20 protein-coding genes are annotated in these 19,334 nt (G+C 67.4%); 10 read left to right on the top strand and 10 right to left on the bottom strand.

Going from position 1 to position 19,334, the window contains the following annotated elements; all coding sequences use genetic code 11:
• Positions 1–34: 34 nt before the first annotated feature.
• Positions 35–850: an enoyl-CoA hydratase-related protein gene (locus L880_RS0125995; RefSeq protein ID WP_051443612.1), complete on the top strand. Its 816-nt coding sequence runs from the start codon at positions 35–37 to the stop codon at positions 848–850.
• Here the strand turns inward: L880_RS0125995 and L880_RS33690 are convergent.
• The 4 genes from L880_RS33690 to L880_RS0125975 form a co-directional block, all read right to left on the bottom strand.
• Positions 790–2,685, bottom strand: a complete 1,896-nt coding sequence (locus L880_RS33690; RefSeq protein WP_043330767.1) for a M61 family metallopeptidase — start codon at positions 2,683–2,685, stop codon at positions 790–792. The genes L880_RS0125995 and L880_RS33690 overlap by 61 nt on opposite strands.
• 66 nt (positions 2,686–2,751) lie before the next feature.
• Positions 2,752–3,213, bottom strand: coding sequence for a DUF3429 domain-containing protein (locus tag L880_RS0125985; RefSeq protein WP_027478084.1), 462 nt, complete (start codon positions 3,211–3,213; stop codon positions 2,752–2,754).
• A 108-nt stretch (positions 3,214–3,321) separates the two neighbouring features.
• The gene (locus tag L880_RS0125980; protein WP_027478083.1) at positions 3,322–4,050 is read right to left on the bottom strand and encodes a DsbC family protein; all 729 of its coding nucleotides are present in this window, start codon (positions 4,048–4,050) and stop codon (positions 3,322–3,324) included.
• 47 nt (positions 4,051–4,097) lie between these two features.
• Positions 4,098–5,243, bottom strand: coding sequence for an FAD-dependent monooxygenase (locus L880_RS0125975; protein ID WP_027478082.1), 1,146 nt, complete (start codon positions 5,241–5,243; stop codon positions 4,098–4,100).
• 116 nt (positions 5,244–5,359) lie between these two features.
• Here L880_RS0125975 and L880_RS0125970 point away from each other — a divergent pair, with 116 nt between their 5' ends.
• From L880_RS0125970 to L880_RS33685, 3 genes are all read left to right on the top strand, one after another.
• The gene (locus tag L880_RS0125970) at positions 5,360–6,235 is read left to right on the top strand and encodes an MOSC domain-containing protein (protein WP_027478081.1); all 876 of its coding nucleotides are present in this window, start codon (positions 5,360–5,362) and stop codon (positions 6,233–6,235) included.
• A gap of 144 nt (positions 6,236–6,379) precedes the next feature.
• Complete coding sequence (gene ychF / locus L880_RS0125965) at positions 6,380–7,474, top strand: redox-regulated ATPase YchF (protein ID WP_027478080.1); 1,095 nt, start codon at positions 6,380–6,382, stop codon at positions 7,472–7,474.
• 216 nt (positions 7,475–7,690) lie between these two features.
• Entirely contained in the window at positions 7,691–8,506 is an 816-nt protein-coding gene (locus L880_RS33685) for a flagellin N-terminal helical domain-containing protein (protein ID WP_051443611.1), read from the top strand.
• Positions 8,507–8,533: 27 nt separating this feature from the next.
• On the opposite strand, the gene L880_RS33680 is transcribed toward L880_RS33685, so the two are convergent.
• The 3 genes from L880_RS33680 to L880_RS0125945 form a co-directional block, all read right to left on the bottom strand.
• Positions 8,534–9,142, bottom strand: coding sequence for an exosortase H-associated membrane protein (locus L880_RS33680; protein WP_051443610.1), 609 nt, complete (start codon positions 9,140–9,142; stop codon positions 8,534–8,536).
• Positions 9,139–9,675 (bottom strand): exosortase H, encoded by a 537-nt coding sequence (gene xrtH / locus L880_RS33675; protein ID WP_043330764.1) that lies wholly within the window; start codon positions 9,673–9,675, stop codon positions 9,139–9,141. The genes L880_RS33680 and xrtH overlap by 4 nt, the downstream gene beginning before the upstream one ends.
• Before the next feature lie 86 nt (positions 9,676–9,761).
• Entirely contained in the window at positions 9,762–10,232 is a 471-nt protein-coding gene (locus L880_RS0125945) for a YqaA family protein (protein WP_027478079.1), read from the bottom strand.
• 168 nt (positions 10,233–10,400) lie between these two features.
• Between L880_RS0125945 and dusB the strand changes: the two genes are divergently transcribed.
• From dusB to purH, 3 genes are read left to right on the top strand one after another with little or no spacing between them, the layout of a single operon-like run.
• Positions 10,401–11,453, top strand: a complete 1,053-nt coding sequence (gene dusB / locus L880_RS0125940) for a tRNA dihydrouridine synthase DusB (RefSeq protein ID WP_027478078.1) — start codon at positions 10,401–10,403, stop codon at positions 11,451–11,453.
• Positions 11,450–11,686: a Fis family transcriptional regulator gene (locus L880_RS0125935; RefSeq protein ID WP_019574689.1), complete on the top strand. Its 237-nt coding sequence runs from the start codon at positions 11,450–11,452 to the stop codon at positions 11,684–11,686. Before dusB ends, L880_RS0125935 begins: the two co-directional genes overlap by 4 nt.
• A 47-nt stretch (positions 11,687–11,733) precedes the next feature.
• Entirely contained in the window at positions 11,734–13,323 is a 1,590-nt protein-coding gene (gene purH / locus L880_RS0125930) for a bifunctional phosphoribosylaminoimidazolecarboxamide formyltransferase/IMP cyclohydrolase (RefSeq protein WP_027478077.1), read from the top strand.
• An 81-nt stretch (positions 13,324–13,404) separates the two neighbouring features.
• On the opposite strand, the gene L880_RS0125925 is transcribed toward purH, so the two are convergent.
• Positions 13,405–14,304 carry a DMT family transporter gene (locus tag L880_RS0125925; protein ID WP_027478076.1) on the bottom strand — a complete coding sequence of 300 codons (900 nt, stop codon included), beginning with the start codon at positions 14,302–14,304 and terminating at the stop codon, positions 13,405–13,407.
• Between the two features lie 163 nt (positions 14,305–14,467).
• Here L880_RS0125925 and L880_RS0125920 point away from each other — a divergent pair, with 163 nt between their 5' ends.
• Both L880_RS0125920 and L880_RS0125915 read left to right on the top strand, forming a co-directional pair.
• A complete protein-coding gene (locus L880_RS0125920; RefSeq protein WP_027478075.1) occupies positions 14,468–15,451 on the top strand; it encodes a quinone oxidoreductase family protein in 984 nt (327 codons plus the stop codon).
• Positions 15,448–16,269 carry an NUDIX hydrolase gene (locus tag L880_RS0125915; RefSeq protein WP_027478074.1) on the top strand — a complete coding sequence of 274 codons (822 nt, stop codon included), beginning with the start codon at positions 15,448–15,450 and terminating at the stop codon, positions 16,267–16,269. Before L880_RS0125920 ends, L880_RS0125915 begins: the two co-directional genes overlap by 4 nt.
• On the opposite strand, the gene pip is transcribed toward L880_RS0125915, so the two are convergent.
• On the bottom strand, positions 16,266–17,216 hold the full coding sequence (gene pip, locus L880_RS0125910) for a prolyl aminopeptidase (protein ID WP_027478073.1): 951 nt from the start codon (positions 17,214–17,216) through the stop codon (positions 16,266–16,268). The two genes, L880_RS0125915 and pip, sit on opposite strands and share 4 nt — an antisense overlap.
• Before the next feature lie 42 nt (positions 17,217–17,258).
• On the bottom strand, positions 17,259–18,167 hold the full coding sequence (locus L880_RS0125905; protein WP_027478072.1) for a LysR family transcriptional regulator: 909 nt from the start codon (positions 18,165–18,167) through the stop codon (positions 17,259–17,261).
• 112 nt (positions 18,168–18,279) lie between these two features.
• On the opposite strand from L880_RS0125905, the gene L880_RS0125900 reads away from it, so the two are divergent.
• Positions 18,280–19,263 (top strand): bile acid:sodium symporter family protein, encoded by a 984-nt coding sequence (locus tag L880_RS0125900; protein WP_027478071.1) that lies wholly within the window; start codon positions 18,280–18,282, stop codon positions 19,261–19,263.
• Positions 19,264–19,334: the final 71 nt, after the last annotated feature.

Here is a 19,334-nt window from a genome sequence, read left to right as displayed (position 1 = left end):
GTTCCCATCCCAGATGCCCACAAGGAGACACGCCATGACCGATGACGCCCAGCCCGCTGTTCTGTATGCCACCGACGACGCCAGCGCCGGTGCGGTGGCCTTGATCACCTTCAACCGGCCGCAGACGCTCAACAGTTTTGACCTGACCATGCACCGCGCCCTGTGGGCGGCCCTGGATGCCGCCGAGGCCGACGAGAAGGTGCGTGCCGTGGTGCTGACCGGGGCGGGTCGAGGTTTTTGCGCGGGGGCCGATCTGTCGGCCTTCGACTTTGCGCCCGGAGCCGACCGAGTACGCCGTGCCGACCCGGGGCCGGTGATCGATCAGGCCTTCAACCCCACCGCTCGCCGTCTGCAGGCCTTGCGCATGCCGGTGCTGGCGGCTGTGAATGGCGTGGCCGCCGGGGCCGGCATGTCGCTGGTGATGAGTTGTGATCTGGCGATTGCCGCGCCCCAGGCCAGCTTCATCCAGGCCTTCAGCAAGATCGGGCTGGTGCCGGACGCGGGCAGCACCTGGTTGCTGCCGCGCCGCGTGGGGCTGACACGTGCGCTGGGGCTGGCGCTGACGGGCGACAAGCTGGGTGCCCAGCAGGCGCGGGAGTGGGGCCTGATCTGGGATGTGGCCGACGATTGTCTGGACACCACGCTGACGCTGGCCCGCCGTCTGGCGGCCATGCCCACGGCCGCCTTGGTGGCCACCCGCCGCCTGTTGCGTGAATCCACCACACGTGAGCTGGACGCCCAGTTGCTGGCCGAGCGTGATGCCCAGTCCGCCATGGGCCGCACCTACGATTACTTTGAGGGCGTGGAGGCCTTCTTGGCCAAGCGTGCGCCGGTTTTCCGGGGCGACTGAGGCGATTGAGGCCCTTGGGCCTTGGCTTCGGGGGCGACGGCAGGCACGGCACCTGATGCCGGGCCTGGCGTCGGGTCACCCCCCAGCCAGGCCTTGACCAAGGCCGCCTGCTCAATGGCCAGGCGCACGGTGGTGGCCTGGGCCGGCAGCTTCAGTGGCAGGCGCAGCAGGCGCCGGTCGCGTGCCACCAGGGCGGTCGCGCGTTTGGCCGGGCCGGCGTAGAGCGCCAGGTCGTCCAGCTTGCTCAGGCGCCAGGCCTGTTCGCCCACTTCCAATCCCAGCCATTCATCACCGGCGGCCAGGCCTGCTTTCTCGGCCAAGCCGCCGCGCAGCACGGCCTTGATCTGAATGCTGCCGTTTTCCGTCACCCGCAGGCCCAGAGCCTGTGCCGGCTGGGCCGGGTCATCGTGCCAGCGCACGCCGGCCTTCTCCAGCAAGGGCTGCACGGGCAGGTCGGCCACACCATGAACCCAGGCCTTGAGCTCGGGCCCGAAATCGCGGCCCGAGACCTCGTTCAGCACCTGGGCAAAGTCGGCCTCGCTCATGGGGCCGCCGCTGCAGCGCTGCCACACGGCACGCAGGGCCTGGTCCAGGCTCTTGCCCTGGGCGCGCAGCGTCAGGTCCAGGCACAGGGCCACCAGCGAGCCCTTGGTGTAGTAGCTGATGGTGGCGTTGGCGGTGTTTTCGTCTTGCCGGTAGTACTTCACCCAAGCGTCAAAGCTGGCTTCAGCCACGCTCTGCACCAGGCGCCCCGGGGCCTGCAACACCTGGTTCAGGGCCTTGTTGAGCAGGCGCAGGTAGGCGGCATCGTCGATCAGGCCGGCGCGGCGCAGCAGCAGGTCGTCGTAGTAGCTGGTGAAGCCCTCGAAGAACCACAGCAGGCGGGTGTAGTTCTCTTGGGTGTAATCGTAGCGGGCCAGTTCTGCGGGGCGCAGGCGCTTCACGTTCCAGGTGTGGAAGTACTCGTGGCAGATCAGGCCCAGCAGGGTGGTGTAGCCCTCGGGCGTGCGGGTTTCGCCCAGGCGTGGCAGATCGCGGCGCCCGCAGATCAGCGCAGTGCTGGCCCGGTGCTCCAGCCCGCCATAGTTGTCGTCCACCACATTGAGCATGAAGACATAGCGCGGATGGGGCACGCCGCTGGCAGCCGGCTTGGCGGGGTCGACCTCGGGGTGCCAGAAGCGGATGGCGGTTTCGCAGATCTGCTGGGTGTCGCGCAGCAGCCGGGCCGAATCAAAGGACGCCGGGGCCCCGGCCACCACGATCTGGTGTTCAATGGCGCAGGCGCTGAAGCTGGCCTGCCAGAAGTCACCCAACTCGAAAGGGCTGTCCACCAGCTCGTCGTAGTCGGCCGCCTGGTACAGGCCAAAGCCACGTCGGTCGGTCTTCAGGGCGGTCAGGGCCGTGGCTGCGCGCCAGCTGTCGTCGGGCGATTCCACCGTGATCTGGTGGGGCTGATCCTCCTGGCCGTGCACCCGCAGGCACAGGCTCGTGCCATTGAAAAAGCCGCGCTGGCTGTCCAGCCAGGCCGTGCGCACCGAATTGTCGAAGGCATAGACCTCATAGCGCAGCTCCAGCGCGCTGCCCGCCTGGCTGGCCACCTGCCAGCGGCATTTGTCCAGTTGCTGAATGGCCACGCGCCGGCCTTTTTGCCGGGCCTGCAGTTGCTGCAGGTTTTTGGAGAACTCGCGCACCAGATAGCTGCCCGGGATCCACACCGGCAGCGAGACCTCTTGCTGGGCGGCTGGGGCGGGGATGGTCAGCGTCACCTCGTAGAGGTGGGCGTGGCGTTGACGGGCGTCGATGCGGTAGTGCGGTGTGCTGGGGTGTTGCTTCATACGGGCCGGTGTGGGCGGTAGGCGGTGTGCTTGGCCGCTGGGTGTGAGCGGCGTTGGCGGCGGCGATCAGGTGTTGGCGGCGCCCAGCAGGCAGCTCAGGGTGGCCACCACGGTGAGCCTGAAGCGCAGCGTGAGCCAGGGCCTCAATTGCGGCGAGGTCCAGGTCTTGCGGTCCACCAAATAACAAACCACCAGCAGCAGGCCCAGCAACGGCAGGCCGGCATAGATCGGCATCACCACGGCAATCCAGGCCACGATGGGCGGGATCACGCCCCACACCAGATGGATGCGCGGGGCGGCCTCGCCCTGTTGAAAGGCGATGCCCCAATGGATGCCGCCCAAGAAAGAGGCCACGGTGGCCGCATAGGCCATCAGGGCCAGGGCCACGAAAGGCATCAGGTCGGGTGTGACCAGCCACATCAGCAGGGCCAGCAACACAAAGGGCGCCAGGCCGGCATAACCCAGGCGCTCGATCACGAGGGACAAAGGGGCCCCAGCCGGATGGGGTGTCGGGACGGAGGTGTTCATGCCCCGGATTGTGGCCGGGTTTGCGAGCCCCAGCCGCGGGCCAGGGCAATCCGGTGGTCTGAGTGTGGCGCGGACGACGCACTCAGGCCCACCTGCGGTGCTGTCGCGTCACTCTTTGGCGGGGCTGGCCGCCTGGGCGATGCGCTGTTCGATCTGCTGGGTGTTGAGTGCGCCGGGCACCCGACTGCCGTCCGAGAAGATGATGGTCGGCGTGCCGGTGATCTTGTACTTGCGCCCGAAGTCCACGTTTCGGGCAATCGCTGCCACGTCGCAGCTGGCATTGGGGGCGGCCTTCTCGCGCACCATCCAGTCAAGCCAGGCGCCGCTCTTGTCCTTGGCGCACCAGTGGTTGCGCGCCTTGTCGGCCGAATCCGGGCCCAGGATGGGGTACAGGAACATGTAGACCGTCACGTTGTCCACCTTGGACAGGTCTTTCTCGAAGCGCTTGCAGTAGCCGCAGTTGGGGTCTTCGAAGACCGCGATCTTGCGCTGGCCGTTGCCGCGCACGATGGTGAACGCATCCCCCATGGGCAGGGTGCTGAAGTCGACCGCCGTGATCTTGGCCACGCGTTCTTCCGTCAGGTTGCGTTGCTGGGCGGTGTCGATCAGTTCGCCCTGGATCAGGTAGTTGCCCTTGGCGTCGGTGTAGAACAGGTCATTGCCCACGCGCACCTCATACAGGCCGTTCATGGGCGTCTTGCGCACTTCGTCGATGTTCTGCAATTGCGGAATGCGGGCCGCCAGGGCCTTTTTGATCACCGCCTCCTGGGCGATGGCGCCCAGGCTGAGCAGGGGCAGCGCCGCCAGCAGCAGGCGGGGGAGGATGGCTGTTTTCATGGTGTGGGGTCTGGGGTGTGAGGGCAAAAGGTGAAAAAGGGCCGGGATCAGGCCAGGCCCATGGCCAGGCGGGTCACCCAGCTCTTGAGGGGGCCGCTGCGGTTGAACTGGTTCATGCCCCAGTTGCGGGCGTTCTGCACCGTGGGCAGCGTGTGGTCGAACAGCCTTTGCAGCCCGTCGCTGGCCAGGCCCAGGGCCCAGATGCCGGCCTTGCGCTCGCGCTCGTAGCGGCGCAACAGCTTGGGGTCACCCACGCTGCGCCAGTAGTCGCGCTCGCGCAGCACGCGGGCCAGGGCTTCGACATCGCCCAGGCCCAGGTTCAGTCCCTGGCCGGCCAGCGGGTGCACCGCATGGGCGGCGTCTCCTGCCAAGGCAAAACTGCGCACCTGGCCAGCCGGGGGCTGGCCGGGCATGGCACCCACCCAGCGGTCGGCCCGCGACTGCTGCAGCGACCAACTGGCGCGCTCGCTGCTCAGGCTCAGCGAGCCCGCAGGCCAGCCGGCCTGGGCGGCCACGCGATCGGCAAATTCTTGGGGGGGCAGGGACATCAGTTCGGCAACCTCGGCATGAGGCACAGACCAAACCAGCGCGATGGAGTTCCCTTGATCGCCACCCAAAGGCAAAAAAGCCATCACCTGACCGGGCAGAAACCACTGGTGCGCCAGTTGCCCATGGGGCTGGTTGGCCTGCAGGCGGGCCGCGATGGCCGTGTGCGGGTAAGGCGTGGTGTCGTAATGCACACCGAACTCTTCGCGGGTGCGGCTGGCGCGGCCTTCGCAGACCACCGTCAGGGCGGCATCGCGCGGGCTGTCAACCCGTTCGATCTGGGGTTGGTAACGCACCGCCTCGGTCAGCCGGGCCTCCAGCGCAGGCACATCGACGATCCAGGTCAGCGCCGGGGTGTTTTGCTCACGGGCCGAGAACACCACCTCTCCACCCTGATCGCCCAGCACCTGCATGCCGGTGACCGCCGTGACGGCATCGCCCTCGGGCCAGCAACGCAGCGAGTCCAGCAACTGCTGCGATGCGTTGTTCAGCGCATAGGCACGCACATCCAGGGCGGGGGGCTCGGTCTGGGCGGGGCGGGGCGGGGTCACCAGGGCCACCCGCAGGCGTTCACGGGCCAGCAACAGGGCCAGGGTCTGGCCGACCACGCCGGCACCACGGATACACACATCAAAGGCTTGCGTCATGGGGGCTGATTGTAGGAGGCAGGCACAATCGCGCCCTGACCTTGCGCAAGCGCCATTCGGCCGTGCAGGGGTGATTTTGTCGGTGGGTATCGCAGCAAAGCAGGAGTGAGCAGGCCATGACATGGGACACAGAGGCTGATTTTGACGTTCAAGGCACGGTGGCGCGCCTGTTTGTGCACCCCATCAAATCCTGTGCCGCCGTCGAGGTGCAGGAGGCCGTGCTGACCGACACCGGGCTGGATCTGGACCGGGCCTGGATGGTGGTCGACCCCGAGGGCGTGTTCGTGAGTCAGCGCGAGCTGCCGCGCATGGCCCTGATCCGCCCCCAGCTCAAAACCTTCGAGATGGTGCTGCGCGCCCCGGGCATGCTGGCCCTGCACCTGGCCATCGATGGGGTCGAGGCGCCTTGCACCGCCCGGGTCTGGAAAGACACCGTCAAGGCCTATGACATGGGCAACCTGGCGGCCCAGTGGTTCAGCGACTTTCTGGGGCGCCCCCTGCGACTGGTGCGCTTTGACCCCGAGCAACGCCGCCTGTCCAGCCTGCAGTGGACGTCGGGCCTGGAGGCCCCCAACCAGTTCAGTGACGGCTTTCCCGTGCTGGTCTGCAGCGAGGCCTCGGTGGATGAACTCAACCAGCGCCTGGGCCAGGCCGGCCATGCGCCGGTGGGCGTGGAGCGCTTTCGCGCCAACGTGGTGCTGGCCGGGGTCGAGTCCTTTGACGAAGACCGCCTGGAAGACATCGTGATCCGGGCCGACGACGGTGCCGTCGTGCTGCGCCCGGTCAAGCCCTGCACCCGCTGCCCCATCCCCGACATCGACCCCGCCACTGCCGTCAGCAGCCCCGAAGTGGGCGACACCTTGCGCACCTTCCGGCGGGATGACCGCGTGGGCGGCGGCATCACCTTTGGCATGAACGCCATCGTGATCGAAGGCGCTGAGCGCGTGTTGCGCGTCGGGCAGGTGGTGCAGGGGCGCTACCGCTTCGATTGAGCCGGCGCTGATCAGTACAATCAGCGCCAATTTCCCCGGGCAAGGCCAGCGGTCGATGGATCAGGTCGCAGCGGGCCGGATTCGCGCGTGGCCGTGTCGGTCGCACCGCCGTGCCAGGGAACCATCACCAAGAAAGCAACCTCCATGAGCCTCAAATGCGGCATCGTGGGCCTGCCCAACGTCGGCAAGTCCACTCTTTTCAACGCCCTGACCAAGGCCGGCATCGCGGCCGAGAACTACCCCTTCTGCACCATCGAGCCCAATGTGGGCACGGTCGAGGTGCCGGATCCGCGTCTGGACCAGCTGGCCGAAATCATCACCCCCGAGCGCATCGTCCCGGCCATCGTCGAGTTTGTCGACATCGCCGGCCTGGTGGCCGGTGCCAGCCAGGGTGAAGGTCTGGGCAACCAGTTTTTGGCCCACATCCGCGAAACCGACGCCATCGTCAACGTGGTGCGTTGCTTTGAAGACGACAACGTGATCCACGTGGCCGGCCGCGTCGATCCGATCGCCGACATCGAAGTCATCCAGACCGAGCTGTGCCTGGCCGACCTGGGCACGGTCGAGAAGACCCTGCAGCGCTCGATCAAGGCCGCCAAGTCGGGCAACGACAAGGAAGCCGCCAAGCTGGTGCAGGTGCTGACCCGCGTGCAGGCCACCCTCGACGAGGGCAAGCCGGTGCGCACCCTGGACCTGAGCAAGGAAGACCTGCTGGTGATCAAGCCCCTGTGCCTGATCACCGCCAAGCCGGCCATGTTCGTGGGCAACGTCAGCGAAGACGGCTTCGAGAACAACCCCCTGCTCGACCGCCTGAAGGAATACGCCGCCGGCCAGAACGCCCCGGTGGTCGCCATCTGCGCCAAGATGGAAGCCGACATGGCCGACATGAGCGACGAAGACCGCGCCATGTTCCTGGCCGAGCTGGGCCAGGACGAACCGGGCCTGAACCGCCTGATCCGCGCCGGCTTCAGGCTGCTGGGTCTGCAGACCTACTTCACCGCCGGCGTCAAGGAAGTGCGCGCCTGGACCATCCACGTCGGCGACACCGCCCCCCAGGCGGCCGGCGTGATCCACGGCGACTTCGAGCGCGGCTTCATCCGCGCCCAGACCATCGCGTTTGATGACTTCATCGCCTTCAAGGGCGAGCAGGGCGCCAAGGATGCCGGCAAGATGCGCGCCGAAGGCAAGGAATACGTGGTCAAAGACGGCGACGTGATGAACTTCCTGTTCAACGTCTGAGCATTCCCGGCCATTCACTGCGCGTCTGTGTCCATTGACCAGGCGTTGGGAATGCCCTCAAAGCCGCGCCTTGGCGCGGCTTTTTCATGGGCGCTAGGGCGTCCGACGGTCGTCCGATGGGCGCTTCGCTCCTGACTTTGGGGGCTCTGGTGGTGTTTTGAGGGGCAAAGTCCGATAATTCCGCCAAATAAACCGGCTGTCCTTCGCGAGGTCGCCATGAGCTACTCCATCAATTCCTCCACCCCCAACGGTTTGCTCGCCGCCCAGGCCTCATCGCTCACGCGGCTGCAGTCGCTGGGGCAGAAGCTGTCGTCGGGCCGGGCGATCAACTCGGCGCTGGACAACGCGGCAGGCTTGGCCCAGTCCAGTTCGTTCAGCGTGCAGCTGTCGAGCACGGCCGTGGCCATGCAGGGCTTGCAGGATGGCAGCTCTCTGTTGCAGACGGCCTCGGGGGCCTTGGGTGAGGTCAGCGCCAACCTGCAGCAACTCAATGATCTGGCGGTGCAGGCCGGCAATGGCAGTCTCTCTGCCAGCGACCGGCAGGCTTTGCAGGCGCAGGCCAGCCAGCTCACCCAGAACCTGAATCAGATTTCGGGCAACACCCAGTTCAACGGCCAGAACCTGCTGGATGGCAGCTTCAGCGCCAGTCTGCAGACGGGGCCCAATGCGGGCGACACGCAAAGCCTGAGCCTGGGCAGCGTGTCGGCCAACGCCCTGGGGCTGGGCAGCGTCGATCTCACCAGCAGCAGCGGGCAGGCCAGCGCCATGCAGGCCATCAGCCAGGCCATGCAGCAGGTGAATGATCAACAAGCGGGGGTGGGCGCCTCTCAGTCGGGGCTGCAGGCCAATTTCGATCAGCTCAGTGCACAGTCGGGGGCCTTGGCGTCTTCCAATGCCAGCCTCAGCGACGCCGACCTGGCCCAGGCGGCCTCAAGCTTCTCGCAGGAGCAGGTGCGTCAGACGGCCGCCACGCGCATGCTGTCGCTGTACCAATCGATGCAGAACGACAAGCTCAGCCTGCTGCCCAAATAAGGACGAAGGGCGCAGACCAGGCGGCCTTCAGTCCTGGTCGCCTGCACTCAAGGCGCCTTCCACCAGCACTTGCTGGATCAGGCGCCGGTCCAGCGCCAGCCAGACCAGGATGGGCGCCAGCGTGGGCAGCAGCAGAAAGCCGATCTGGTAGGCCGCGCCGATCAGGTTCACATCGAAGGCATCAAACCGGGTCTGGGCGCGTGTGGCCTCGCCGGCCTGCACCGCCACCTGCAGCAGCCAGGTGAAGCACACCCCCCAGGCCTGAAAGGGCAGCAGGGCCACAGCGCCCACCGGGATCTTCCACCACCAGCCCTTGGCCCGCACGGCCAGGAACAAGGCCGCCAGCAGCGGAATGCCATAGGCATAGGTCAGCACGTTGGCCTCGGGCGCCACATCGGCCAGTCGGCCGCCGGGCATCTTCACCGTGAGCCCGGTCAGCAGCACCTGCTGGGTGCCATGCAGCTCCGAGCCATGGGCCCAGAACGGAAACACGGCTTTCATGGCCCATTCGGCCAGCCAGGCCGGTGCCACAGCCACGTAGTTGCGGCCCAGGTACCAAAGCGCCAGGCAGGGCACCAGCCACAGGATGGCGCGCAGAAAAAAGCCGCTGATGACGCTGTGCGAAGCCCGCTTCATGAGGCGGCCCCGCTAGCGGTCCCGGCATGGGCCTGCAGGTGTTCGCGGCGGAAGTCCTGGCGCGCCACCCAGCGCATCCAGACCAGCCACACCACCACCACGTCCAGCATGATCAGGGCCTGCCACAAATACAGGTGGGCAAATTCGAAGGCCTGGGCGTTCCAGCCCGCGAGGTAGAACAAGGTGATGATGCGCACCAGGTTCACCAACTGGATGGCCACAAAGCCGATGCCGATGCCGACCAGCTTGTAGCGCCAGCGCGCCGGGTAGGCCGTCAGGGCCGCCAGCAGGATCAGGCAGGCCTCCACGCCATTGCAGCCGGCCTCGATCGACACCCCCATGCCCGTCTTGGCGTTTTGCAGCACCTTGCCGTAAGAGACCACGTTGGTGTCCACGGCCTGTACCAGAAAGGCGCTGGCAGAGGCCAGAAAGCTCGTCCAGGGCACGATCAGCCACTGTTGCACCGGTGGGGTCAGTTCGCCCACGAACAGCACCACCAACAGCACCAGGAAGATCGAGAAGAAACGCAGCATGGACAGGTCGCTCTTGGAGGAGGGAGAAGAGTTCAGTTCAGATCGGCACTGTAACCCAGGCGATTGCTTCTGCAGGGGCTTGCATGTCAGCCCGGAAACAGCTTCATCAGCACCGTGGTCATGGCCAGGTAACGCAGGCCCTTGCCCACCAGCATCCAGCCCACGCACGGCCAGAAGGGCAGGCGCAGCCAGCCGGCCACCGCGCACAGCGGGTCACCCAGCAGGGGCAGCCAGCTCAGCAGGCAGGCCTTGGGGCCCAGGCGCTGCAGCCAGCCCAGCACGCGCAGGTGGTGGGGCGATCGGTGGTAGTGGTCGGCCACCCGGTGGGCGCCATAGCCCATCCACCAGTCCAGCGCCCCGCCCAGGGTGTTGCCCAGGGTGGCCACCGCGATGGCGGGCCAGAACAGATCGGGGTTGAGCTTGAGCAGGCCGAACAGCGCCGGCTCCGAGCCCAGGGGCAGCAAGGTGGCCGAGATGAACGAGACCACAAACAGCGTGCCCAGTCCGTATTGGGGCAACGCCAGAAGGGCGAGCAGAGAGTCGAGCCAGGCTTGCATGGTGGCCCAGTATAGGCAGACCGGCCCTGGCAGACCGGTGTCAGCGGGCGTCAATGAGGCCCATTTCAATTGCTGAAATTTTGAGCAGCTACAATCGTGCCTCATTTTTCAGCATGCCGTTGCCGACGGCCCCCCATCCTCCTCTCACCCGCCCACCCTGCTTTCCCCATGCAGATCGGACACCTGTCGCTTGAAAATACGCTGTTTGTCGCCCCCATGGCGGGGGTGACGGACCGGCCTTTCCGACAGCTGTGCAAATCGCTGGGCGCGGGCTACGCGGTGAGCGAGATGGTGACCTCGCGCCGTGATTTGTGGAACTCCCTGAAGACGTCCCGCCGCGCCAATCACGAGGGCGAGAAAGAGCCGATTGCCGTGCAGATCGCGGGCACCGAGCCGCAGATGATGGCCGATGCCGCGGTCTACAACATCGAGCGTGGCGCCCAGGTCATCGACATCAACATGGGCTGCCCGGCCAAGAAGGTGTGCAACAAATGGGCTGGCTCAGCCCTGATGCAGGATGAAGCCCTGGCCCTGTCCATCGCCGAGGCCGTGGTGCAGGCCTGCCTGCCGCACCGTGTGCCGGTCACCCTCAAGATGCGCACCGGCTGGTGCCAGACGCACAAGAACGCCGTGGTGCTGGCCCGGGCCTTCGAGTCGGCCGGCATCCAGATGCTGACCGTGCACGGCCGCACCCGCGAGCAGGGCTACAAGGGCCAGGCCGAGTACGACACCATCGCCGCCGTCAAGGCCGCGGTGCGGGTGCCGGTGGTGGCCAATGGCGACATCGACAGCCCACACAAGGCCGCCGAGGTGCTGGCCTACACCGGGGCTGATGCCCTGATGATCGGGCGCGCCGCCCAAGGCCGCCCCTGGATCTTCCGCGAGATCGGCCACTACCTGAGCACCGGCACCCTGTTGGCCCCACCCCTGGTGGCCGAGGTGCGCCGACTGCTGCTGGAGCACTTGCAAGACCACTACGCGCTGTATGGTGAGTTCACCGGCGTGCGCTCGGCCCGCAAGCACATCGGCTGGTACGTGAAAGGCCTGCCCGACGGCGAGGCCTTCCGCACCCGCATCAACGGCTTGGAAGACAGCGCCGCCCAGACGGCCGCTGTTGCTGATTATTTCGACGCCCTGGGAGACCGCATGGAGCGCTTGCCGGACAGCCCGGCAGCCCCCCTGGCCGGTGAGGACGAAGAACCCCTGGAAACCGCTGCATGAGCAACAAGAACATCGAAGACTGCGTCCGTGACAACCTGCTGGAGTATTTCCGCGACCTGCACGGCGAAGAGCCCCACGGCATGCACGAGATGCTGATCCGCCTGGTCGAGAAGCCGCTGCTGGAGGTGGTGATGGCCCAGGCCGAGCACAACCAGTCGCGCGCGGCCGAATGGCTGGGCCTGAACCGCAACACCTTGCGCAAGAAGCTGATCGAGCACGAACTGCTCAAGTGACGACCGACCCCTTTTCCAAATCCAAATCCAAAACTGAAGACCCTCGCATGAACGCACTTCTTTCTGTTTCCGACAAGACCGGCATCGTCGAATTGGCCCGGGAACTGCACGCCCTCGGCATCAAACTGATCTCCACCGGCGGCACCGCCAAGCTGCTGGCCGAACAAGGCCTGCCGGTCACCGAGGTGGCCGAGGTCACGGCCTTCCCCGAGATGCTGGACGGCCGCGTCAAGACCCTGCACCCCAAGGTGCACGGCGGCCTGCTGGCCCGCCGCGACCTGCCCGAGCACATGGCCGCGCTGGCCGCACATGGCATCGACACCATCGACCTGCTGGTGGTCAACCTGTACCCGTTTGAAGCCACCGTGGCCAAGCCCGGCTGCACCCTGGAAGACGCGATCGAGAACATCGACATCGGCGGCCCGGCCATGGTGCGCAGCGCCGCCAAGAACTGGAAGGACGTGGGTGTGCTGACCGACGCCTCGCAGTACGCTGGCGTGGTGGCCGAGCTCAAGGCCAACGGCAACAAGCTCAGCGACAAGACCCGCTTCGGCCTGTCGGTGGCCGCCTTCAACCGCATCAGCAACTACGACGGCGCCATCAGCGACTACCTGTCGGCGCTGAACTTCGAAGAAGGCAACAACACCCCCTCCAAGCAGCTGTTCCCGGCCCAGAGCAATGGCCGCTTCATCAAGCTGCAAGACCTGCGCTACGGCGAGAACCCGCACCAGCAGGCCGCCTTCTACCGCGACCTGTACCCCGCACCGGGCTCGCTGGTCACGGCCGAGCAACTGCAGGGCAAGGAGCTCAGCTACAACAACATCGCCGACGCCGACGCCGCCTGGGAATGCGTCAAGAGCTTCGACGTGCCGGCCTGCGTGATCGTCAAGCACGCCAACCCCTGCGGCGTGGCCGTGGGCAGCGGCCCGCTCGAGGCCTACAGCAAGGCCTTCCAGACCGATCCGACCTCGGCCTTCGGCGGCATCATCGCCTTCAACCGCACGCTGGATGCGGCCGCGGCCCAGCAGGTCAGCAAGCAGTTCGTCGAGGTGCTGATGGCGCCCGATTTCACGCCTGAAGCCCTGGAAGTCTTCAAGACCAAGGTCAATGTGCGCATCCTGAAGATCGCGCTGCCCGCCGGTGGCGCCACTGCCTGGGACAAGGGCCAGAACCTGATGGACGTGAAGCGCATCGGCTCGGGCCTGCTGATCCAGAGCGCCGACAACCACGAGCTGCAACTGGCCGACCTCAAGGTCGTCACCACCAAGCAACCCACGGCCGAAGAACTGCAAGACCTGCTGTTTGCCTGGAAGGTGGCCAAGTTCGTCAAGAGCAATGCCATCGTCTTCTGCAAGGGCGGCATGACCATGGGTGTGGGCGCCGGCCAGATGAGCCGCCTCGACTCGGCCCGCATCGCCAGCATCAAGGCCGGCCACGCCAACCTGAGCCTGCAAGGCACGGCCGTGGCCAGCGATGCCTTCTTCCCGTTCCGCGACGGCCTCGATGTGGTGGTGGACGCCGGTGCCACCTGCGTCATCCAGCCGGGCGGCTCGATGCGCGACCAGGAGGTGATCGACGCCGCCAACGAGCGCGGCGTGGCCATGGTCTTCAGCGGCGTACGCCACTTCCGTCATTGATCCCACGCAGGGTTGGGGGGCCTTCGGGCCCCCGCCTGCCCAACGCCCTGCAGCCCACGGTTGCAGGGCGTTTTTGTTGGGTCAACGCCGGGCCGACACCACGATACCGCCCACGATGAAGCCAAACGCCACCGCGTGGTACAGGTGCGGGTGCTCGCCCAGGAACAGCGTGGACATCAGCGCGGCAAACAAGGGCGTGAGGTTGATGAAGAAGCCCGCCACCCCAGGGCCGGCCTGCTGCACGCCGCTGCCCCAGCAGCGGTAGGCCAGCAGGGCCGGGCCCACGGCGATGAAGGCCAGCGCGGCCAGGAGCGGCCAGCCCCAACTGATGTGGGCAGGGGTCAACAGCCATTCGCCGCCGGCGAACAGGCCCGACCAGCCCAGGCCGAACACCATCTGCGCAATCAGAAAACCCGACCAGTCCTGGCGCAGGCCCGGGGGCTCGGTGGTGCGCACCAGCAGCCAGCTGTAGAACGACCAGGCGATCGTGGCCAGCAGCATGAACAGGTCACCCGCCACCAGCTTGAAGGCCATCAGCTGGGCCCATTCGCCGCGGCTCAGCACCAGCACCACGCCCACGATGGACAGCAGGGCGCCCAGCAACTGCTGGCGTGCCACCGGCACGCCGAAAAACAGCGCGCCCACGCTCAGCATCCACACCGGCATGCTCGAGCCCACCAGCGTGGCGTTGATCGGGGTGGAGGTCTGCAGCGCCAGGTACTGCAAGGCGTTGTAGCAGCCCACGCCCAGCAGGCCCAGCAGGCTGTAGCGCCGCCAATGGGCCCACAGGGGGCTGTCGCGGCGCAGGGTGCGGCCCGCCAGCGGCAGCAGCAAGGCGAAAGCGATCGCCCAGCGCAGGAAGTTCAGCGTCATGGGTGGCACCAGCTCATGCACCAGGCGGCCCACCACGGCATTGCCCGCCCACAGCAGGGGCGGCAGAGTGAGCAGGGCGATGGTCGAGGGGCTGAGTCGGTGTTGCATGGGGGCGCACTTTACAGTGCGGCCGCTGGCCTTGCGCCGAGATACCAGCACGGCCCGCCAATTCGTGGCACCATTTCGCCCGGTTTGGCCTGCGCCGCAGCTGCTGGATGCAGAGTCCGTCCCCCACTTCGTTCCCTTCGCCCCCCGCAACCGGAGACATGACATGACCCGCGCCGTATGCATTGACCAGCCTGGTGGTCCCGAACAACTCAAGATCGTTGATGTGGAAGTGGGCCAGCCCGGCCCTGGCGAGATCCGCATCCGCCACCATGCGGTGGGCCTGAACTACATCGACGTGTACCAGCGCACCGGCCTCTACCCCTTCCCCATGCCGCTGCAGCTGGGCATGGAAGGCTCGGGCGTGGTCGAGTCGGTGGGCGAGGGCGTGACCCACCTGCGCGCCGGCGACCGTGCCGCCTATGCCGCCAACCCGCCGGGCAGCTACTCTGAAGTGCGCGTGATGCCGGCGCGCAATGTGTGCAAGCTGCCCGACGACATCTCGTTCGAGACCGGCGCGGCCATGATGCTCAAGGGCCTCACCGCCCAGTACCTGCTCAAGAAGACCCGCCCGGTGGAAGGCCTGCAGCCCGGCGACTTCGTGCTGTTCCATGCCGCGGCCGGCGGCGTCGGCCTGATCGCCTGCCAATGGGCCAAGGCCCTGGGCCTGCAGCTGATCGGCACCGCGGGCTCGGACGCCAAGTGCGCGCTGGCCAAGGCGAATGGCGCGGCCCACGTGATCAACTACAGCACCGAGGATTTCGCGGCCCGCGTCAAGGAGATCACCGGCGGCCAGGGCGTCAAGGTGGTGTACGACTCGGTGGGCAAGGACACCTGGGACAAATCCCTCGACTGCCTGCGCCCCTTCGGCCTGATGGCCAGCTTCGGCAACGCCTCCGGCCCGGTGCCGCCCTTCGCCCCCGGCATGCTGGGCGCCAAGGGCTCGCTGTATGTCACGCGCCAGACCCTGTTCACCCACATCGCCACGCGGGAGAGCAACCAGGCCATGGCCGATGACCTGTTCGAGGTGGTGCGCAGCGGTCAGGTGAAGATCCACATCGAGCAGCGCTACCGCCTCGAAGACGTGCAGCAGGCGCACCGCGACCTGGAAGCCCGCAAGACCACGGGCTGCACCATCCTCACGCTGTGAACCACGACACCCCCCTGAGTACGGCCTGGTTGCCGGCCTTGCGCGCGCAGGCCCGGCAGGCGCCGCGCCGTCCGCGCCTGCCGCTGGTGGTGGCGGGCCATACCCTGGGCTCGGTGGAGGACGATGTGCTGGGCCGCCTGCCCGGCGCATCCGCCCTGGGCTTGTCACGCCAACTCGATGAGCGGGGCCCGAGCTGGCACCTGCTGGCCGACCCCTCCGAGGCGGGCGTCACCGCCGCTTTCCAGCCGCTGGCCCTGGCCTTGCGGGCCGCCGGCCGTTGCGGCCCCTGGCGCAACGAGCAACTGGCCGTGGTCGGTGCCCAAGGGCAGCGCCTGGGCACCATCGAGCGCGGCGCGGTGCGTGTGCTGGGCCTGGCCACCCAGGCGGTGCACCTGGTGGGCCTGGCGCCCGATGGGCGTCACTGGGTGCAGCAGCGCGCCCACGACAAACCCAACGACCCCGGCTTGTGGGACACGCTGATGGGCGGCATGGTCTCGGCGGCCGACACCCTGCACGAAGCCCTGGCCCGCGAAACCTGGGAAGAGGCCGGCCTGCACGTCGAGCAGATGACCGCCTTGAGCCATGGCGGCCATGTCGAATTTGCCCGCCCCAGTGCCGAGGGCGGCGGCTGTGGCTACATGGTCGAGCGCATCGACTGGTTTGTCTGCGAGGTGCCGGACGGTCGGCCGCCCGAGAACCAGGATGGCGAGGTGGCCCAGTTTGCCCTGCTCACCCGCGAAGAGCTGCTCAGGCGGGTGGCGGCGGGTGAATTCACCCTGGAAGCCAGCCTGATCATTGCCGCCAGCCTGGGGCTTTAGAGCCCCGCGAAGCGGTCGGTGGCGGCCAGCAACTGGTCCAGGATGCCGGGCTCGGTCCAGGCATGGCCGGCCCCCTCGATCAGGTGGAACTCCGACCCTGGCCAGGCCTGGTGCAGGGCGTGCGCGTAGCGCACCGGGCAGGGCATGTCGTAGCGACCATGCACGATCACGCCCGGAATGCCGGCCAGGCGATGGGCCTCGCGCAGCAACTGGCCGTCTTCCAGCCAGGCGCCGTGCATGAAGTAGTGGTTCTCCAGCCGGGCGAAGGCCAGCGCAAAGTGGGGGTCGGCATGCTGGTCGTGGTTGCCGGGGCTGGGCAGCAAGGTGATGGTTTCGCCCTCCCACAGGCTCCAGGCCAGGGCCGCCTCCTGTTGGCGGGCCAGGTCCGGGCCGGTCAGCAGGCGGTGGTAGGCCGCCATCATCTGGCCGCGCTCGGCCTCGGGCACCGGGGCCTGGAAGCGCGCCCACTTCTCGGGAAACATCTCCGACACCCCGTATTGGTAGTACCAGTCCAGCTCGGCCCGGGTCACGGTGTAGACGCCGCGCAGCACCAGCTCGCTCACGCGTTGCGGGTGCTTTTGTGCATAGGCCAGCGCCAGGGTCGAACCCCAGGAACCGCCGAACACCAGCCAGCGCTTGGTACCGGGCCGCAGCTGCCGCAGGGCCTCGATGTCATCCACCAGGTGCCAGGTGGTGTTGGCCTCCAGGCCCGCATGCGGGGTGGAGCGGCCGCAGCCGCGTTGGTCGAACAGCAGCAGGTCGTAGCGGGTTGGGTCGAACAGGCGCCTGTGCTCAGGCGAGATGCCGCCGCCCGGGCCGCCATGCAGAAACACCGCTGGCTTGGCGCCCGGCGTGCCCACGCGCTCGTAATAGATGCGGTGGCCGTCGCCCACGTCGAGCAGGCCGGTTTCATAGGGTTCGATGGCGGGGTAGAGGGTGCGTGGCATGGGGGGCGGTGCCTGGGGGAATGATGCCGGAAGTATCGCCGCTCAGCCCCCGGTGTCGGCCTGGCGCTGCCGGGCCACGTCGCGGATCAGCTCCCAGGCGGCCTGGGCCAGGGGCGACAGGGCCCGGTTGCGCCGGTGCACCAGCATGATGTCGCGGTCCACCCGGGGCAGCAGAGGGCGCACGGCCAGGCCGTTCAGGCCCTCGGGGGGCAGGGCCAGGTCGGGCACCACCGACAGGCCCAGGCCGGCCTCGACCATGCGGAAGATGGTGGTGGGGTGGCCCACGTCCTGCGCGTTTTCGGCCACCACCCCCTGGGCCTCCAGGGCCCGGTCGATCAGGCGCCGGCTGCCCGAGGCGTGGTCCAGCAACACCAGGGATTCGCCCGCCAGATCGCGCCAGTGCACCTGGGCCTGCTGCGCCAGGGCGTGCCCGGGCGGGCACACCAGGCAGAAGGGCTCGGACAGGATGGGCTCGCAATGCAGGTCTTCGCGCTCGCCGGGGTCGATCACCACCCCGAAGTCGACCTCGCCCGAGCGCACGCTGTCCAGCACGTCGTGCTGGATGCGGTCCAGCAGGGTCAGTTGCAGGCCGGGCCACTGGCGCCGGCACAGCGCGATGCATTCTGGCATCAGGTTGGCCGACAGCGTGGGGCTGCTGGCCACGCGCACCCGGCCCCGGCGTTCGGTGGCCATGCCCTGCACGTCGAGCAAGGTGTTGTCCAGCTCCTCCAGCACGCGTTCCAGGCGGGCGGCCAGCTTGCGGCCGGCCTCGGTCAGTTCGACCTCGCGCGTGGTGCGGTTGAGCAACTTCAGGCCGAGCTGGCCCTCCAGTTCGGTGATGCAGCGGCTCACCGCGGGCTGGGTCAGGCCGATCAGCTGGCCGCTGCGGCTGAAGTTGCGGGTGAGGGCCACGGAGCGGAACACCTCCAGTTGGCGCAGGGTGACATTCATGAGGTCGAATAATAAATCCATCAGTGAAATGCATTTCACTTTTGAATCGGGCTGAGGCTTAATCGCCCACCTGGGCCCGGCATGGCGCGGGGCCCACCCCTTTGGAGGCCGCATGGCGCGTTCCCGATTCATTCCCGACAACTACACCTTCGCCATCCTGGGCACCGTGGTGCTGGCCAGCGTGCTGCCCGCCTCGGGCCAGGTGGCCCAGGGCTTCGAGTGGCTCACCGTGGCCGCCGTCAGCCTGCTGTTCTTTCTGCACGGGGCCAAGCTTTCGCGCGATGCGGTGCTGGCCGGCATCAGCCACTGGCGCCTGCACCTGGTGGTGGTGGCCAGCACCTTCGTGCTGTTTCCGCTGCTGGGCTGGGCCCTGCGGCCCGTGCTGCAGCCGCTGGTGACCCCTGATCTGTACCTGGGCGTGCTGTTCCTGTGCGCCCTGCCGGCCACCGTGCAGTCGGCCATCGCCTTCACGGCGGTGGCGCGCGGCAACATGCCGGCCGCCATCTGCAGCGCCTCGGCCTCCACCTTGATGGGCATTTTCATCACCCCGCTGCTGGTGGGTCTGCTGCTGCAGCGCCACGCGGCGGGCGGCGATCCGCTGGCCGCCATCGGCCACATCATGCTGCAACTGCTGGTGCCTTTTCTGGCCGGCCACCTGCTGCGCCCCTGGATCGGCGACTTCGTGAAGCGGCGCGCCGCCCTGCTCAAGTACGTGGACCAGGGTTCCATCCTGCTGGTGGTCTACACGGCCTTCAGCGCAGCCGTGATCCAGGGCCTCTGGAAGGACATGCCCATCACCTCGCTCCTGGGTCTGCTGCTGGTGTGTGCCGTGATCCTGGCGCTGGCCCTGGTCTGCACCACCTTGCTGGCGCGCAAGCTGGGCTTTTCGAAAGAAGACGAGATCACCATCGTGTTCTGCGGCTCCAAGAAGAGCCTGGCCAGCGGCGTGCCCATGGCCAAGGTGCTGTTCGCCTCGGGCACGGTGGGGGCCATCGTGCTGCCGCTGATGCTGTTCCACCAGATGCAGCTGATGGTGTGTGCCGTGCTGGCCCAGCGCTACGCCAGCCGCCAACAAATCGCCCACGAAGAACATTGAGGCCCCCACGGTTGCGCACTGCGTGTCGCTCCCTGCCCCCCGAGGGGGCCGCAGGCCGCCTTGGGGCGGCC

This window comes from Curvibacter gracilis ATCC BAA-807, from assembly GCF_000518645.1.
Taxonomy (GTDB): domain Bacteria; phylum Pseudomonadota; class Gammaproteobacteria; order Burkholderiales; family Burkholderiaceae_C; genus Curvibacter; species Curvibacter gracilis.
This window is presented reverse-complemented; position numbering and strand designations above follow the sequence as displayed.

Coding starts and splice junctions, on each gene's coding strand:
- purH (WP_027478077.1), top strand. CDS start 11,734: ATGAACGCACTTCTTTCTGTTTCCGACAAGACCGGCATCGTCGAATTG.
- L880_RS0125925 (WP_027478076.1), bottom strand. CDS start 14,304: ATGCAACACCGACTCAGCCCCTCGACCATCGCCCTGCTCACTCTGCCG.
- L880_RS0125995 (WP_051443612.1), top strand. CDS start 35: ATGACCGATGACGCCCAGCCCGCTGTTCTGTATGCCACCGACGACGCC.
- L880_RS33690 (WP_043330767.1), bottom strand. CDS start 2,685: ATGAAGCAACACCCCAGCACACCGCACTACCGCATCGACGCCCGTCAA.
- L880_RS0125975 (WP_027478082.1), bottom strand. CDS start 5,243: ATGACGCAAGCCTTTGATGTGTGTATCCGTGGTGCCGGCGTGGTCGGC.
- L880_RS0125970 (WP_027478081.1), top strand. CDS start 5,360: ATGACATGGGACACAGAGGCTGATTTTGACGTTCAAGGCACGGTGGCG.
- xrtH (WP_043330764.1), bottom strand. CDS start 9,675: ATGCTGCGTTTCTTCTCGATCTTCCTGGTGCTGTTGGTGGTGCTGTTC.
- L880_RS33685 (WP_051443611.1), top strand. CDS start 7,691: ATGAGCTACTCCATCAATTCCTCCACCCCCAACGGTTTGCTCGCCGCC.
- L880_RS0125985 (WP_027478084.1), bottom strand. CDS start 3,213: ATGAACACCTCCGTCCCGACACCCCATCCGGCTGGGGCCCCTTTGTCC.
- pip (WP_027478073.1), bottom strand. CDS start 17,216: ATGCCACGCACCCTCTACCCCGCCATCGAACCCTATGAAACCGGCCTG.
- L880_RS0125980 (WP_027478083.1), bottom strand. CDS start 4,050: ATGAAAACAGCCATCCTCCCCCGCCTGCTGCTGGCGGCGCTGCCCCTG.
- L880_RS0125905 (WP_027478072.1), bottom strand. CDS start 18,167: ATGAATGTCACCCTGCGCCAACTGGAGGTGTTCCGCTCCGTGGCCCTC.
- L880_RS0125945 (WP_027478079.1), bottom strand. CDS start 10,232: ATGCAAGCCTGGCTCGACTCTCTGCTCGCCCTTCTGGCGTTGCCCCAA.
- dusB (WP_027478078.1), top strand. CDS start 10,401: ATGCAGATCGGACACCTGTCGCTTGAAAATACGCTGTTTGTCGCCCCC.
- L880_RS0125900 (WP_027478071.1), top strand. CDS start 18,280: ATGGCGCGTTCCCGATTCATTCCCGACAACTACACCTTCGCCATCCTG.
- L880_RS0125920 (WP_027478075.1), top strand. CDS start 14,468: ATGACCCGCGCCGTATGCATTGACCAGCCTGGTGGTCCCGAACAACTC.
- L880_RS0125935 (WP_019574689.1), top strand. CDS start 11,450: ATGAGCAACAAGAACATCGAAGACTGCGTCCGTGACAACCTGCTGGAG.
- L880_RS33680 (WP_051443610.1), bottom strand. CDS start 9,142: ATGAAGCGGGCTTCGCACAGCGTCATCAGCGGCTTTTTTCTGCGCGCC.
- ychF (WP_027478080.1), top strand. CDS start 6,380: ATGAGCCTCAAATGCGGCATCGTGGGCCTGCCCAACGTCGGCAAGTCC.